The 14,864-nt window shown below is 68.8% G+C and carries 14 protein-coding genes and 1 pseudogene; 9 read left to right on the forward strand and 6 right to left on the reverse strand.

What is annotated here, in order from left to right; translation table 11 throughout:
- Positions 1-185 precede the first annotated feature (185 nt).
- From CHC09_RS45630 to CHC09_RS33670, 3 genes are all read right to left on the reverse strand, one after another.
- A complete protein-coding gene (locus tag CHC09_RS45630) occupies positions 186-557 on the reverse strand; it encodes a hypothetical protein (protein WP_143232749.1) in 372 nt (123 codons plus the stop codon).
- A 228-nt stretch (positions 558-785) separates the two neighbouring features.
- Positions 786-1,586 carry a hypothetical protein gene (locus CHC09_RS33665; RefSeq protein ID WP_179277392.1) on the reverse strand — a complete coding sequence of 267 codons (801 nt, stop codon included), beginning with the start codon at positions 1,584-1,586 and terminating at the stop codon, positions 786-788.
- Positions 1,587-1,743: 157 nt separating this feature from the next.
- On the reverse strand, positions 1,744-2,082 hold the full coding sequence (locus tag CHC09_RS33670; RefSeq protein ID WP_143232750.1) for a hypothetical protein: 339 nt from the start codon (positions 2,080-2,082) through the stop codon (positions 1,744-1,746).
- Between the two features lie 482 nt (positions 2,083-2,564).
- Between CHC09_RS33670 and CHC09_RS33675 the strand changes: the two genes are divergently transcribed.
- Together CHC09_RS33675 and CHC09_RS33680 are read left to right on the forward strand one after the other, a co-directional pair.
- Entirely contained in the window at positions 2,565-3,473 is a 909-nt protein-coding gene (locus CHC09_RS33675; RefSeq protein WP_089297309.1) for an endonuclease/exonuclease/phosphatase family protein, read from the forward strand.
- 116 nt (positions 3,474-3,589) lie between these two features.
- A complete protein-coding gene (locus CHC09_RS33680) occupies positions 3,590-3,949 on the forward strand; it encodes a recombinase family protein (RefSeq protein ID WP_275407920.1) in 360 nt (119 codons plus the stop codon).
- Between the two features lie 311 nt (positions 3,950-4,260).
- Here the strand turns inward: CHC09_RS33680 and CHC09_RS33685 are convergent, their stop codons facing one another.
- Complete coding sequence (locus CHC09_RS33685) at positions 4,261-5,256, reverse strand: endonuclease/exonuclease/phosphatase family protein (RefSeq protein WP_089297311.1); 996 nt, start codon at positions 5,254-5,256, stop codon at positions 4,261-4,263.
- 176 nt (positions 5,257-5,432) lie between these two features.
- Between CHC09_RS33685 and CHC09_RS33690 the strand changes: the two genes are divergently transcribed.
- Both CHC09_RS33690 and CHC09_RS33695 read left to right on the forward strand, forming a co-directional pair.
- Complete coding sequence (locus tag CHC09_RS33690) at positions 5,433-6,536, forward strand: recombinase family protein (RefSeq protein ID WP_089297312.1); 1,104 nt, start codon at positions 5,433-5,435, stop codon at positions 6,534-6,536.
- Between the two features lie 424 nt (positions 6,537-6,960).
- Entirely contained in the window at positions 6,961-7,626 is a 666-nt protein-coding gene (locus CHC09_RS33695) for a hypothetical protein (RefSeq protein ID WP_143232751.1), read from the forward strand.
- A 177-nt stretch (positions 7,627-7,803) separates the two neighbouring features.
- Here CHC09_RS33695 and CHC09_RS33700 read toward each other — a convergent pair whose 3' ends face one another.
- Both CHC09_RS33700 and CHC09_RS46705 read right to left on the reverse strand, forming a co-directional pair.
- The gene (locus CHC09_RS33700) at positions 7,804-10,482 is read right to left on the reverse strand and encodes an ABC transporter permease (protein ID WP_239138636.1); all 2,679 of its coding nucleotides are present in this window, start codon (positions 10,480-10,482) and stop codon (positions 7,804-7,806) included.
- Between the two features lie 217 nt (positions 10,483-10,699).
- The gene (locus CHC09_RS46705) at positions 10,700-10,849 is read right to left on the reverse strand and encodes a hypothetical protein (RefSeq protein ID WP_179277393.1); all 150 of its coding nucleotides are present in this window, start codon (positions 10,847-10,849) and stop codon (positions 10,700-10,702) included.
- A 233-nt stretch (positions 10,850-11,082) separates the two neighbouring features.
- Between CHC09_RS46705 and CHC09_RS33705 the strand changes: the two genes are divergently transcribed.
- The 5 genes and pseudogenes from CHC09_RS33705 to CHC09_RS33725 all read left to right on the forward strand — a co-directional run bounded on the left by CHC09_RS33705 (position 11,083) and on the right by CHC09_RS33725 (position 14,750).
- On the forward strand, positions 11,083-11,763 hold the full coding sequence (locus CHC09_RS33705; protein ID WP_089297315.1) for a hypothetical protein: 681 nt from the start codon (positions 11,083-11,085) through the stop codon (positions 11,761-11,763).
- A gap of 104 nt (positions 11,764-11,867) precedes the next feature.
- Positions 11,868-12,212 (forward strand): cold-shock protein, encoded by a 345-nt coding sequence (locus CHC09_RS48555; protein WP_275407918.1) that lies wholly within the window; start codon positions 11,868-11,870, stop codon positions 12,210-12,212.
- Between the two features lie 28 nt (positions 12,213-12,240).
- Positions 12,241-12,714 (forward strand): SMI1/KNR4 family protein, encoded by a 474-nt coding sequence (locus CHC09_RS33715; RefSeq protein ID WP_089297316.1) that lies wholly within the window; start codon positions 12,241-12,243, stop codon positions 12,712-12,714.
- A 106-nt stretch (positions 12,715-12,820) separates the two neighbouring features.
- A pseudogene (locus CHC09_RS33720) lies at positions 12,821-13,024 on the forward strand (transposase); the annotation flags it as partial.
- A 124-nt stretch (positions 13,025-13,148) separates the two neighbouring features.
- The gene (locus CHC09_RS33725) at positions 13,149-14,750 is read left to right on the forward strand and encodes an FG-GAP-like repeat-containing protein (RefSeq protein WP_179277394.1); all 1,602 of its coding nucleotides are present in this window, start codon (positions 13,149-13,151) and stop codon (positions 14,748-14,750) included.
- Positions 14,751-14,864: the final 114 nt, after the last annotated feature.

The raw sequence follows: 14,864 nt of genomic DNA on the forward strand, positions 1-14,864 counted from the left end.
CACCCGTCACGTCGCGTAGGTCATCCTAGGAAGATAGGAAAGTGGCTCTGCGGCTCGACTTGGCGCTCCACTCCGACGTCGCTGCGGACGAGGTCCGTGCCTCATCAAGGGCGACTACGATGCGTGCCGGCCAGTGCGCTGGGCGCAGGCAGCGACGGGACCCAGCGCGCGTTGCCTGCGGCAGATCATCGAGTTTGCCTGACGAGTTCGTCGTCTCTGGCCTGCAAGGCTTGCACGTAGTTCCTCAGGGCAGCGCGGAACTGGCTGCGACTCAGCTCAGTCTTCGCAAAGTGACCGTAGTTGGCGCTCAGTCGCACGGTCGCCGAGTCGACAAGCTGTACCTGTACTGCCTCGGTTCCCGAGCAGTAAGCGGGTTCCGTTGAGCTACCGAATACCCAGTCATCGACCCACTCCGCTGCCCGATCGAGCCAGCAGAGCTCGACAATCAACCACTCGATCGCCGAGATGACATTCGGTGATATCGCCGGATGCGGCGCTATCCGCCATTCGCCATCCTGTTCGTCGTAGCGAAATACCCACTCTTCACCAGGATCCACACGTCCAGTCTTCCAACATGAGGCGAGTGCAGAGCCCAGCAGGCCCGGTCGATTTCAACACGGCTCGGCCACCTCGGACGACGCACCGCTCTCGGCAGATCCGTGCGGTGGCCGCGCCGACCTGACCGTGACGCTGTGTAACGAGCGGATTGCGGCAAATCCAGATGGTGCAGTGAAGCGATCAGGGCCGCGCCCCGCGTGACGTGAGCGGCCGACGCGCGGTCGACCTCATGGACGTCCGCCGCAGCTGCATCGATGTCCGGAATTTAGTTCCTCAGCCCGTTCATGGCGGATGGCGTGTGCACGGTCACGGACCAGGCGCAGTTGCTCGACGGTCAACCGGCGGGCGTTCCAGATCAGTTCGGCGGCCTCGTCCGCATCCGGATGGATCTTTGCACCGTCAGTAGACGGATCGACGCCGGTCAGCGCGTTCAGATCGGCTGAGGAGATGTCGAGGACGGCGCCGAGGCCAGCCAGAAGGTCAGGCGTCAGGGCTTTCCGGCCGCGCCCGATCAGGCCGATCGTCGAGGCCGAAAGCATCGGGCCGCCGCCCAGGCCGTAGAGGTACTTGGCCGTCGCTGTCCAATCAAGATTGCGATTGTGTAGCAGCCGCAGCACCAGGGCGCCGGGTGAGTTCGGATATGAATGGTGAGGCGGCGGCGGTGCCACCGGCCGGTCAGGGCGGGGAAGCCGGGGCAGCGACCGGACGAGTTCGCGTAGTTCGGGGACAGCATGCGGCAGAAACGTCAACGACCAGGCCAACCAGCCGATCTCCCCGCGCGCGGTCGCGTCCTGTGGGGCCAGCTCGTCGGGCACCTGCTGGCCGGATACCACGAACAGGTCGCTGCGATGCAGGCCGAGAACGGATGCCAGCTTCCGCAGGAGTGCCGGACTCGGTTCAGCGCCATCAAACACCGATGTGATCTCGGCTTCAGGCGGAGATGCCTGGCAAACCATCATTTCGCGATCAAGACCGCGAACCTCGGCTAGGCGCATCAGCTGCTCACCGAACGCTGGCAGCTCCTGCACGGGTCCACCCTACCGAAGCGGCCCGCCATCTTGGGTGAGCCCGCAACCAGATCAAGCACAAAGAAAGGCGGCCCCGGCAGCGGGCTGGCGCAGCGCCGGGAGAATGGCGATCGGGTATCCGCTTCGGCATGAGCGAGCATCGCGCGCAGCGAGCTCCTCAGCTGTTGCGATTAGTGCGCCACGCCTCGTAACCGCGGTCTCGGATGCGCGGGAATCGCTGCGGCACGTCGGCGATCCACGTGTCTATAGCGTCCGGTGAGTGCCTGATGGCGTCGATGAGACCTTGCACTTCCTCCCGCTTGGCGGGGCTGACATGCCGGTCTAGATCCGCCTCCGTCGCCTCCTGGTAACTCATGGCGAGTTGCCACCAGAACTTCATCAGAACGCGGCATTCCTCCTGCTCGCGGTCGTCAACCAGGCGCTGCATGACGACGGCCTGCGCAGATTGCAGCTGGTACTCATCGCGGAAGCCGTAGCGCAAATCAACGAGGGACACGCGCGGAACGTACTGGGCCACGGCCGTGAACGCGAGCCACTTTAGGGTCTCGCTCTCATCGGCAGATCCGCCCGTCGACGCCGTTCCGGCACTGGTTCCCTTGCGGGACGGGCTCCATGGCGCCTGGCGAGCGACTTGCGGCAGAAGAGGGCGCCGCGCTCGGGCCGCGCATGACCCAGGTCCGCCTACGCCGATCATCTACAGAGAGTGACCTATCAGGACATCGGCGCACGGATCGCGGCAGGCATTCGGATGTCCAGTCTCACAGCGCCTGAAGCGACGTACGTCTATGACAGCGCCGGTGCGGTTCATCGTTGACGAAGGCCAGCACGTGCGCTGGGACGGGTACGTCCTTCTCAGCTTCTAGACCGGCCCGCGAAATGGTGCCAGACGTCTGTCTCCCGGTCTCGTGATGGAACGGGACATCGGTAGCAGTCGTGCCATCACTACACTGTCAGCTTCCACACGAACCGAGGGTAGGTATGGCCATTTCAAACCGTTTCCTGGCGGCGGTCGTCACAGCCGTGGTCAGCGTGGTGGCAGTCGTGACGACTGCCACCGCCGCACACGCAGATATCGTCACGCCGACAACTGCCGGGCCGATTCGTACGATCTCGTACAACGTCTGTGGTGCGCATTGCAAGAGCGCCCTGGGGCTGTCGGCCTGGACCGCGGCGATGAAGCGGGAGATCACTGCGTGGGACGCGGACGCCGTCATGCTGCAGGAACTTTGCATCGGTCAGTGGATCTCACTGCGGGACAACCTTCCCGGCTATAAGGCGGTGTGGTCCGCCACGAAGCTGGAGGCGGACGGGTGCGATCAGTGGAATAAGGACGACAAGAGATTCGGTCTCGGCGTGCTGGTGAAGACGGGTAATCCGGTGGATCGGCTGGTCGGCAACCTTTCCGTTCCCTCTGGCGAGGAGCCGCGCTCGATTCTCTGCGCACGCGGCGCCGTCGACGGGCGCACGACGCTGGCCTGCAGCACTCACCTAGCTCAATACATCAGGCCCGATAACGGAGCGAGCGAGGCGATGGCGTACGTGGGGCAGTGGGCCGGGACCGCGCCGGTGCTGATCGGTGCAGACGTCAACGCCGACTCGTTTGACGCCACTGTCCTCGGACCTTTCCGCGCCGGCGCGGCCCGCACAGGAAAGTTCGCTGAGGTGGACGAGAACGACCAGGACTACTTCTCGGCCAAGTGCCTGGCAGATGGCACCCGCGAATGCGACACGGGGGAAGGCACCCGCCCCGACGGCCGCAAGTTTGACGACATCTTTGTCACCACAGCCGATTTCCATACGGTACGCGGCGACGCGATCGAACCCGGCCTCTCCGATCATCGCCTGTTGCGCGGAGCCGCTCACCCCGAGGCTCGCCCCACCAATTGAGCGACGGCGGCGCCCGGCCGGGCCAGCCACCCCTGATCCGTTTGATGCGCTCAGGTACTGCAACGGTACTTGGCCTGCGAAATGGCCCGTGGTGGCTGGTCGGGTAGCCCGAGGGAATCTCACCCTCGGGCTCCCACAGATCCGTACGTACAGTCTCCCGTTATACGGCTCTTGTCGTTGACACCTCCACCGCGATGGGCCGCATGTTCTTCCAGATCCTCGGCTCGATCGCCGAGTTCGAACACGCTCTCATGTCCGAACGCACCCACGACGGGCTTGCAGCCGCCCGCACCCGCGGCCGCACCGGCGGCCAGAAACCCAAACTCGCCCCGCGCCAGGCCAAGATCGCGCAGCAGATGTATGAGGAGACAGGGCCCGATGGGCGCCTGATGTACACCGTCGAGCAGATCGCCGCCGAGTTCGGCGTCACCTGTCCCACCATCTACCGGCACCTGGCCACGCTGCCCGCCCAGTAACCGGGCCATCGGCCCGTGCACACGAGTACGGGTCAAACGACGGGTAGTGCACACGACTTCGGAGCAACCCGATGCCCGAAGTCGTCTGCACACGAGGCCTTCTACCAGGGGCCGCCCGTGCAGATGACTTCGGAAACTGACAGGTGTTGGGGTGTACCTCAAGCGGACACAGTCACGTTTGCCCAGCCCGGCTGGACTATGCGGCCCGCCGTTGGGCATGGCTGGGATCAGCCCCAGGTCTCCTCGTCCGACTACACATGAGCGCGGCCTGGTAGCCGGCCCCCGGACAGGTGCTCCGGGGGCCGGCCGGGTCAGCCGATGGAGACGGTGGCGGTGCCGATGACGATGCGGTGGTCCGAGCAGGAGCCGGCCGGATAGGCGGAGGTCGCCGGGATGCCCGAGCAAGCCGTCGAGATGCTCAGCGAGTCGCTGCTGTAGGAGCCGACCAGCCGGCTTTGCCGGGCGAAGATCAGATCGATCTTGGCAAGCCCGCCGCAGGGTGGGGTGGCGCCGGGCGTCCCGGTCGCGGTCCACTCGCCGTAGCCCAAGCAGTTGCCCGAGTCGTTGTCGTCGAGTTCCCGGTAGGCACCGGTGTTGCCGCCGTTGTTGGCCACGTTCAGCGTCGGCGAATACCAGTTGTCGAGACGATCGTAGTGCGGCTGGCCATTGAAGTCGCCAGCGATGACGGCCGTGTCGCCCGCACTGTCGAAGGCCTCCATCCTATCGAGCACGAAGTCGAGCTGGTTCTCGTTGTACTGCTTAGAGTTTGGCGCCGTGTCGTTGTTCGTCGTGATGTGCGTGGTGCAGAAGTGCATCTTCGGCTGCGCGGTCGGCGCCACGCAGGTCAGGTTGCGCTGCTCAGGCCGGGTGTCCGAGGGCAGCGTCCAGCGCTGGGCGCCGTTCAGCGGGAACCGGCTGAAGATGGCGTTGCCGAACGGCTGGGTGTTGCCCGCACCCGGCGCGCAGCCTTCCGCCGCATCGAGACTGGCCGTGAACCGCGCGAAGTTGCTCTCGTCGGCCGGGTAATTGAGTTCCCGCAGCCGGCCGATCAGCGCGTTGAACTGACCTTGGCAGATCTCGTTGAACGCCACGAAGTCGGCGGCCCGATTCATGATCGAGTTTGCGGCCGCGTCGATCAGGCCGTCGGTGGTGCTGCCGCCGTGCATGGTGGCGCCGGCGATGTTCCACGTCCAGATGTTGTACTTGGCGTTCACCGCCGCTGAGGCCGGAGCGCCCGGCATGATAGCCGCGCCCAGCGCGAGCAGCATCGTGGCGGCAGTGACCGCAAAACGTTTGTGAAGGTCCATTCACACTCCCCGCAATTCAAGATCGTCGAAGCATCATGCCATCCTGGAGAGCCGCCATGACCCGGCCGGGTGGTCAAGGCTGGGACGGGCACTGTAAGTCAGCTGTCATCGTCCTGCGCGTGCAGAGGACTGCGGGCAGCCGCGCAGACGACCTCGGAACTCGACACGTTTGGCGGATGACCGAAACCTTCGTGGACCTGGCCGTCGATCCCGACGAGGTGCTCCAGCCGTTTCCCGCCCCGACCGGGGGCGGCTTCCTGGTCGGCTACGGCCGGGTCTCCACCCGGCAGCAGAACCTCGACCGTCAGATCCGCGCGCTCACCAAGGCCGGTTGCGCGAAGATCTTCACCGACAAGCTCTCCGGTAAGAACACCGATCGGCCCGAGTTGACCGCGTGCCTGGCGTATCTGCGCGAGGGCGACACGCTGGTCGTGCCGAGCCTCGACCGGCTCGCCCGCTCCCTGCAGGACCTGATCACCCTGACCGTCGAGCTGCGCCGGCGTGGTATCGGCTTCAAGAGCCTGCACGAAGCCCTCGACACCACCACCCCGGGTGGCTGGCTCGTCTTTCACGTCTTCGCGGCGCTGGCCGAGTTGATCCGTGAGCTGATCATCGAGAACACCCGCGACGGCGTTGCCGCGGCCAAGGCCCGCGGCCAGCGTCTCGGCCGACCGCCGGCGATGACTCCGGAGCAGATCGACCATGCCCTCGCCCTGCTGACGCAGCCGAAGGCCAGCGTCAAGGCGATCGCCACCCTGCTCGGGGTGTCCCGATCCACCCTCTCAACGCACGTGCCGCAGCTCGCCGCGATCCGCGCGAAGGCCCGCACTGACACCGCCGCGGCGGTGCCCGCCCCGCGGCCGCCGATGACCCGCGATCCCGGCGCCTGGTGGAAGGACGGCGACTTCGCCCTCGACCACACCAGCGCCGGCTGGCAGGTGACCCACCCGGCCTACCCGGCCGGAGCCGACGAGGTCATCCCCGTCGACGACTACCCGCCCGGGTCGGCCCGGCTGCGGCGCACGATCCTGGCTGCCCAGGCGACGGCCGCGGCCGTCATCACCGACCTGATCGGCCGGGCCGTCGACGTCTGGGAAGAGGACGAGGACGGCGTCGGCGATCCGTACTGGACCGCCCTGCTTGTTCATAGGGCGTGGCCTCTTTACTGCATCTGCCCCCATGGCCTCTTCCTCGTGTCCGGAGTGTTCTACCGAGTGTTCCGTCGAGCGTTCGGGCGTCGGCTGACCTCCACCCGGTGGCAGGTGTGGTCAGGTACGTAGAGGTGATGCGCGACGGACCGGCATTTCGGTTGGCGCTGCAGACTTCGGCTCGGTGTCGATCAGGGATATTCGATGAGTTTGTGGAGGCCGTCGGTGAGGGCAGGGGGCCACCCGGGGGCCAGTGGAACGGCCCGGCCGTTCCACTTGCTTGGTTGTGGAACGGCCGGGCGCCCGGATCAGGCCCGGGTGGATCTACAGGTCGCGGGCTCAAGCCAAGATCATCATTCGTTCCAGAAATCGGTCCCCCGCCCCACGCCGACGCCCCGCCCGGATCGCCGGACGGGGCGTCGTGCTGTCGTACCAGGCGGATAGGCTGCGGCGCCGCACCCTCTTGATCAAGGAGTTTGTCGATGTCGCAGGACCCGTACGCGGGCTGGCCCGTTCCGGGCCCGGTGTTCCTCCGGTGCAGTCGGCAATAGTGCCCGTGCCCGCTCAGCCCACCTACGGCCCGCCGGGATTCCAGCCCCCGGCGCAGCCCATCTATGGCCCGCCGGGATTCTCGCCCCCGCCGCAGCCGAGAAAGCCCCGGGCTCTCCCGATCACCCTGGTCTCGATTGCCATCGCGCTGGTGCTCTGTGTCGGCGGACTCGCCGTGATCGGTGTCCTGACCGACGACGGCGCCCGGAAATCGAAGTCCGCGAACATCACCGTGGTGGAGCCGGCGACGCTCGGCGCCCGGCCGAAACTCGACAGCCCGAAGTTCACCCAGATCGCGAAGACGATGCTGGACAAAGCGGCGACCGACTTCCCCGGCGTCACAAAATCCGTCGGGCCGTTCTACGGGGTGCCCGCCAAGGACAACGTGGTGATAGCGCTCGCCATCGCCGCTCCGATCGCCCACCCCGATATCGCGCTCAGTGCGAGCCTGACCAGCGCGTCCCATCCGGTGGAGGAGACCGTCGTGGTGAATACCGGCTCGGCCGGTGGCAACGCCACCTGCGGCACGACCAAGATCTCCGGGAGCGACATGGCCATCTGCGTCTGGACCGATGAGGGCAGCCTCGGCATGCTGATCTGGTACAACTCGACGGTCAGCGCGGCGGTGGCCGAATTCCCGGCACTCCGCGCGGAGATCAAGAAGGTCGGCTAGTTCCCGGCGCGTGGCACGCTGGCGGTCACGGCCACCACCGGTGTGGTGTCCGCGGCCGGCCGGGGCACTGGGCGCACCTTACTGACAGGCGGCTGTCGCGGGACGTCGAGGCATCGCACGGGTGCGCCGGCTGGATGCCGCGCCGGCGGACCACCCACCGCCGGGGCCTGCTGACGGCTACTCGCCGAGCCGCAGCACCTGGCCCAGGCGCAGCCGGCGGTTGGCGACGTTCTCCACGGCCAGCGCCCCGATCACCGCGTGTACCGCGATCACCAGTACCCCACCGGCGAACCGCGGGTCCAGGCTGGTGCCGGCTCGCACCCCGGCGGTGAACCCGCTCAGGCCCAGGGCCGGCCCGATCAGCGCCGGCAGCACGAACCCGGCCAGCCCACCGGCCAGCAACGCCACCACGATCAACGGCACCAACTCGACGACCAGCAGGCCACGGCCCTGCCCCGGGGACAGGCCCAGGGTCCGCAGCCGGGACAGCGTCCGGCCCCGCGACGGCGCCCCGGTCAGCACGGCCAGAGCCACCGCGGTCAGCGCCAGCGCGGCAGCCGCGACCATCCCGGCGGCGAAGGTCACGCTCAACGCCCCGTCGACGCCACGTTGTTCCAGCCCGGCGCGGTAGGCGACGCGGGTCGTCACGGTCGAGGGCACGGCCAGTTCGTCGTTCTGCACGGTCCGCCCGGTCAGCGCCTCGAGCTGATCGCGTTGCCCGGCGTCGGCGGCCGCCCGGACCCGTTCCACGTCGAAGCCGTCCCCGTCGACCAGTACCCGGTTCGGCAACAGCGGCTGGTGCTCCGGAATCGGCATGGCCTGCTGCGGCAACACGAGGAACTCCCGCGCGCTGGTGTCCAGCCCGGCGACGTTGGCCCGGACCGCGGCGACGGTGAACCGGTACGTCCGCCCCTGCACCTCCACCGAGCCACCCGGGCCGACCTGTTCGGCGAGGCGCGGCGAGACGACCGCGGGCACCACGTCACCGCCGGGTCGCGCGGCGGTCAGCGCGGCCGGCAGGTCGAGTCCGGCGGCGTTCGCGTCGACCACCATCGCCTGTCCTTGCGTCAGCGACGGTCCGGTGTCACCGCGGATCGTCGCGCCCTGGTAGAGCAGCATCGCGGTCGCGCCGCGAACGTGCGGCACCTTCATGATCCGCTCGGCGATGTCCGGGGTGAACCGGAAACCGGCGACCACCGCGTCGGCGGGCACGGCCAGTCCTGCCGCCCGATCCCGGGCGGCCGCGACGGTGCTGGTCACGGTGCCGGTGAACAGGCCGGTCGCGATCGCCATGACCAGCACCGCCAGGGGCCCGGAGTGCAGCGGGGCCCGGCCGGCGCCGCTGAGGCCGAGGAACACGATCGCGCCACGGGCCCGGGCGGCCAGCCGGCCGGCCCACCGCAGCGGATACGGTACGACCCGCAGCGCCACCACCGACGCGGCCAGTGCCAGCAGCACCGGCGCGGCGACCAGATACGGATCCACACCCGCCCCGGCGTCCAGCCCGCGGCGCCGCAGCAGGTAGATCCCGCCGACGGCGAGCAGCACCAGGAAACCCTCGGCGGTCAGCCGGCGCGGCGAAGGGCGCAACGCTGCCTCGTCGCCACGGCGCCCGGAGAACGCCGGATGCCGGGCGGCCAGCGCCGCGTACACCGGAGCGGCGAGCGCCGTCACAAGTCCGACGGCCCCGGCCAGCACCGGCTCCACGGTGTCCGGACGGCCCGGGACGAGCATGCCGGCCAGCCAGCCGACCACCACCGCGACCGGAACCACCGTGAGAACCTCACGCAGGGTTCGGCCGGCCACCGCCCGGACCGCTCCGCCCCGGGCCCGTACCAGTGCGAACTCGGCCCGTCGCCGATCGGCCATCAGCCGCGCGGCGAGCAGGATCAGCCCGGCCACCGTCGCGAGGATCCCGGCCCGCACCACGGCGAGCAGGGATCGTACCGACCGCACCTGCCCCTCGAACCCGGCCAGCGTGCTGTCCAGACCGCTGCGCAGCACGGTCTGCTCCGGCGGGCCGCGCCGCAGCTGCGCCACCGCCGCGGTCAGCGCGCCCACCTGGTCCGCGGTGATCCGCCGCTCGTCCAGCCGGTAACGCCACCGGTGACCCAGGTCGTCGATCCCCTGACCGACCAGAACCGCACCGGGCCAGTCGGTGAGCAGCACCGCCTGATGCCGTTGCCCCTCCCTCGGGTCCGGGCAGGCGCCCGGGGTGAGTTCCTGATCGGTCCAGATCGGGTCGCCCGGGACCAGCGGGGTGAACACCCCGGCGACGACCGCGTCGACGCTGCCCCACCGGCCCCCGACGCTGATCCGGTCGCCGACGGTCAGGCCGAAGGTCCGCGCCGTGTCCTGCCCGGCGAGCAGCTCGGGAACACGGCCGGATCGCGGGGCGCGCCCGGCGACGATCCGGATGGCCTCAGCGGCGCCGGTCTGCCAGCGGACGGTGGCCATGTCCGGGCAGGCTCCCGGCCGGCTCCCGGCCGGGACGATCGAGGACAGCCCGGTCTCGGCGATGTACCAGGACCCGCCGACCAGACCGGGCAGCGGGGCGGGCAGGTCCCGCCGGGTCGTCTCCAGCCGGCCGGCGCCGTTCACCACGCCGGACGCCAGGCTCTGTGCCACGCCGCCGAACGTCAGGTCGCGGCTGCTCGCGGGCAGTTTGCGGAGGTCGCCGCGCAGGCCGTCGTCGATCCGGCCGTTCGCCAGCCGGGCCGGGCCGGACACCAGGAACGCGGCCAGCCCGCCGAGCACGGCGAGCAGGGCGAGCTGCCCGGCGAACGCGCGGACCCGCCGCAGCAGGGCGGATACCGGCCGGGCACTCAGCGACATCGACCTCCCGGGGGAGAGCATGCGGCGGATCTTGCCAGAGCGACGGCCCGTCCCGCAGTCCGGTCCTGGCGACCAGTGAGTCGCACACCAGGGCCGAGATCGTGGCCCGCTCGACCGCCGACCCGCATGCGCAGGAGCGGCGCTGACCGCGGTGCCCAGACGGTCGCCGCCGCTCCGGCGGTGGCCGAGCCGTGCACGGTGACGCCGGCCGAGTGCAGGTTTGGCGCGATCCCGGCCGTCAGCGGGGAGCTTCCCACTGCCGCTCTGGGTGGGCCGCGAAGACGTACTTCAGCGCGGTGCTGTCACAGATGCCGAACAGCCGCATCAGGTGGATCGGGTCGGCGGTCTGCCGGACCGCCCCGATCTCCGTCACCACCTCGATCATCATCGGACCAGCCTACGAGGGCGGCAGTCGGGATGAGCGATTTTCATGGACAGTCCACATCGGGGCTTCGGCGACTGTCCATGATCGAGTAACCTCGGCGCCGCGAACCGTTTCGCATATTTGCGATAAGGAAGTCCCCTTTGTCAAGAAACAAACTTGTCAGTTCTGCGCTGGCTGTTCTGGCCGGCGGCGGGCCGGCTCGGGGCGGGTGACGGCGGGGCTCGTAAGGTCATCCGGTGAACGTCTACGACATCGTCGGCCGACTGCCCTCGATTCCGGTGCTGCGCGACCGGTGCCGGGCCCTGGCCGTTCTGGAGTTGATCCAGGGCACAGGGTACGAGTACTACAGCTACACCGCCTGGGGTGACGACGAAGCAGCGCTGATGAGCAACGGCAGCGGCGATGAGTACACCATCGTCTTCGGCGAGGCGGGCGTGTTCATCCGGCTGTTCGACCACGAGTCCGCGATGTCGCCCTATGCCGCCAGTGACGAAACGGCGCTCTGGCCGGGACTGCTCGACGGGTTGCCGCCGGAGTTCGCCGGACACGTCACCGAGCCGGCGTTCTGCGACGGCGACGACCTGAATGCGACAGCGGTGCTGTGGCGGCGGACCACCGACGACCGCTGGCACGCCGGCGTCGGCATCACGTTCCCGCCGTCCCGCGGCCCCTACGACATCAGCCCGGACGGCACCGACCGGCTCAGCATCCTGTGCGACGACATCGTCGACGAGTACGTTGACTTCGCCAGTGACTACTACGAGACCGAGATCAGCCGGGACGCGGTGGCGCATGTCGCGGCGCTGCGGCCGCTCACCGACGACGTGGTCCGGGCGCTGAACCCGGAGTCGAGTCTCGCCGCGGTCCGCACCGAGGTGGCCGCGACCGGCTACCCGGTCGCACCGGCGGTCAGCTAGCGCCGTCCGGGCTGAGGGCGCGGGTGGTCAGTTCGCGCCGGCCCGGCGCGCCCGCTCAGCGGCAGAAGAAACGCCGGCTCGGGGAAACAACATCAACGGCTGTCATGCAGACTGAGGCGATGAAAAGCGTTGGTTCTGTGCGGACCTTCGACGCAGACGAGGGTTGGGGCGTCATCGACGGTCCCGATGTGCCGGGCGGGTGTTGGGTGCACTTCTCTGCCATTGCTATTGATGGATATCGGGAACTGCGCCGAGGGCAGCATGTTTCATTCCGTGCCGAGGCAGCGAGCCAGGACGGGTTCGCCTACCGGGCAGTGAAGGTCTGGACGGAGGGCATCGAGCCGCCCGATCAGCCACAAGCCCAGGGCAGCTCCGCTGCTTACCATAGCTTGCTGGCTCTGACGTTCGACGCGCCTCACAAGGGCGACGTGACCGGGACGGAGGCGTAGGTCTTGCCACGCCGCGCACTATGCGGCTATGAGCGCGCACGTCATACGAGGTAGCTTTTGCGATCAAGACGCTCGAGGCGACGTTCTGCGCCTACTTCCTCGGGCCGAGCGGGCACCAGAGCAGCCGATGCCCGGAGGCGCGAGTGAGCATGAGCTGGCTGATCTGGAGCGGCGGCTCGGAGGGCCCCTGCCTAGGGATCTTGCCGAGTGGCTGCGAATTTGCAAGGGCGAGGCTATTTGCGCTGGTGGCGTGTTCGGAGCGCGGCCGGATCAGGACCATCTTGATATCGCCGCCCACCTCGCGTTTCATCCGCGCTGGCGAGAACTAGGCTGGCTGCCAGTGGCCGGTGATGGGTGCGGCAACTACTACGTATTCATCAACAGCGGGCAACTTCTCGGCAAGGTGGCGTTCGTCGACACGATGTCGAATCCGAACACCATCGAGAAGATCGTCGGTAACAACTTATGGATTTTCTTAAGGTCTCTGCTGATGCGCGGGTAAGTGCATTCAACTCGCCGGATCCGCGTATTCGTACGATCCACCTTTGACCTAGCGGGCGGTGACGCAGCGTCACCCAGGACACATCGAGCGCGTCCAGCGCCTATCGATGGTCGTTGTGGCATTCGTGAGGGACAGGGCGGAAGCGATCGATGTGTTGGCGGGATTTCGGGAGCGGTTCTACCGGTGCTTGAACCGGCGGGCTGATGCGTTGTTCGAGCTGGCCGATGCGCTGTTGTGCACCGACGGGCCGGTCAAGACGCTGGTCGGGTTGCCGCTCGCTCCGGAGCATCGGCGTGGCCACGGCGCCATGCGGGGGTGACAGGTACGGCATTCGCCAGATGCTAGGCCGTCGATACATCGACATACTCCGTTGCAGCAGCTGTTGTGGCGCTCGGCACGTGGCGCCGGGCGCGGCCGCGAACAGGGGGAAATCGATGACTGGCAAGTATCTCGCCGCCACCGCGGGACGGACGTCTCACCTGCAGGTGGCCGTTGCCGTGCTGGCCGTGACGGCGATCTGGGCGCCGGCACCGGCGGCGGCGGCACCGGCGGCGGCGGCACCGGCGGCGGCGCCGAGCCAGGCGCCGTCGGCCGCCGGCGTGCGCGCGGACTTCAACGGCGACGGCTGGGCCGACCTGGCCGTGGGGGCGTCCGGCGAGAGCATCGGCGACGCGTTCGCGGCCGGCGCGGTGAACGTGATCTACGGCAGCGCCACGGGGTTGACCGGCAACGGCAACCAGCTGCTGCACCAGGGACTCCTGGGTGGCGTGGCGGAGGTCGGCGACCAGTTCGGCAGCGAGGTGGCCGCCGGTGACTTCAACGGCGACGGCCGCACCGACCTGGCTATCGCCGTGCCCAACGAGGACGTCGGCGACGCGGACCAAGCGGGCGGTGTCCAGGTCGTCTACGGCAGTGCGGCCGGACTGCGCACGACGGGCGCCCAGCTGTGGGACCAGGGCACGCTGGCCGGCGCGGTCGCGGACGGCGACTTTTTCGGCAGTTCGCTGGCCACCGGTGACTTCAACGGCGACGGCCGCGCCGATCTGGCCGTCGGGGTAGCCGGCGAGACGGTCGGCGCCGCGGCCGCGGCCGGCGCGGTCAATGTGATCTACGGCAGCGCGACCGGCCTGACCGCGGACGGCAACCAGCTGTGGGATCAGGGCGCGCTGGCCGGGGCGGTGGAGGGCCGGGACAGGTTCGGTACCTCGCTGACCACCGGCGACTTCAACGGCGATCACCGCGCCGATCTCGTGATCGGCACGCCGCAGGAGGATGTCGGCGACGCGGCCGACGCGGGCGCGGTCAATGTGATCTACGGCAGCACGGCCGGGCTCGCCGCCGCCGGCAACCAGCTCTGGACGCAGCAGGAGCTGGCCGGCGCGGCCGAGAGCGGCGACAAGTTTGGTGACTCGGTGGCCGCCGGTGACTTCAACGGCGACGGCCGCGCCGACCTCGCGGTCGGCGTATTCAACGAAGCGGTCGGCGGCGTGGTCGACGCAGGCGCGGTGAACGTCATCTACGGCGGTGGATCCGGGCTAACCACGGCGGGCAACCAGCTGTGGGACCAGGGACCACTGGCCGGTACCCCGGCGCTCGGCGACTGGTTCGGCAGGGCGGTAAGCGCCGGCGACTTCGACGGTGACGGCCGTGCCGACCTGGCCGTGGGCGCACCGGGCGACGACGTGGGCACCGTCAGCGCCGGCGCGGTAAACGTGATCTACGGCAGCGGCTCCGGGCTCACCGCGGCCGGGAACCGGTCCTGGGATCAGGCGGCGCTGGCCGGCACCCCGGAAAAGGGCGACGCGTTCGGCGCGGACCTGGCGACCGGTGACTTCAACCGCGACGGCCGCACCGACCTGGCCGTCGGAGCGTACACCGAGGACGTCGGCGACCACCTCAACGCGGGCGCGGCCAACGTCGTGTACGGCTCCGCCGCGGGCCTGGCCGCCGGCGGCAACCAACTGTGGGACCAGACCGCGCTCGAGGGCGTCGCCGAGCAGAACGACCAATTCGGCGCAGCCCTGGCCGCCGGCTGACAGAGATGATGTTGGTGAGCACCTCCCGCCAGGGTCTGACCCACCGGCTGACTGACTTCGGGTCCTCAACGGGATTTATTGGCCCTGGTCGGGAGGTGCTCGTGCACTCATCAG

The sequence above is a fragment of the Actinoplanes regularis genome, from assembly GCF_900188005.1.
Taxonomy (GTDB): Bacteria; Actinomycetota; Actinomycetes; order Mycobacteriales; family Micromonosporaceae; genus Actinoplanes; species Actinoplanes regularis.

Coding starts and splice junctions, on each gene's coding strand:
- CHC09_RS33725 (WP_179277394.1), top strand. CDS start 13,149: ATGACTGGCAAGTATCTCGCCGCCACCGCGGGACGGACGTCTCACCTG.
- CHC09_RS33685 (WP_089297311.1), bottom strand. CDS start 5,256: ATGGACCTTCACAAACGTTTTGCGGTCACTGCCGCCACGATGCTGCTC.
- CHC09_RS33675 (WP_089297309.1), top strand. CDS start 2,565: ATGGCCATTTCAAACCGTTTCCTGGCGGCGGTCGTCACAGCCGTGGTC.
- CHC09_RS48555 (WP_275407918.1), top strand. CDS start 11,868: ATGCAGACTGAGGCGATGAAAAGCGTTGGTTCTGTGCGGACCTTCGAC.
- CHC09_RS33715 (WP_089297316.1), top strand. CDS start 12,241: ATGAGCGCGCACGTCATACGAGGTAGCTTTTGCGATCAAGACGCTCGA.
- CHC09_RS46705 (WP_179277393.1), bottom strand. CDS start 10,849: ATGATGATCGAGGTGGTGACGGAGATCGGGGCGGTCCGGCAGACCGCC.
- CHC09_RS33690 (WP_089297312.1), top strand. CDS start 5,433: ATGACCGAAACCTTCGTGGACCTGGCCGTCGATCCCGACGAGGTGCTC.
- CHC09_RS33700 (WP_239138636.1), bottom strand. CDS start 10,482: ATGCTCTCCCCCGGGAGGTCGATGTCGCTGAGTGCCCGGCCGGTATCC.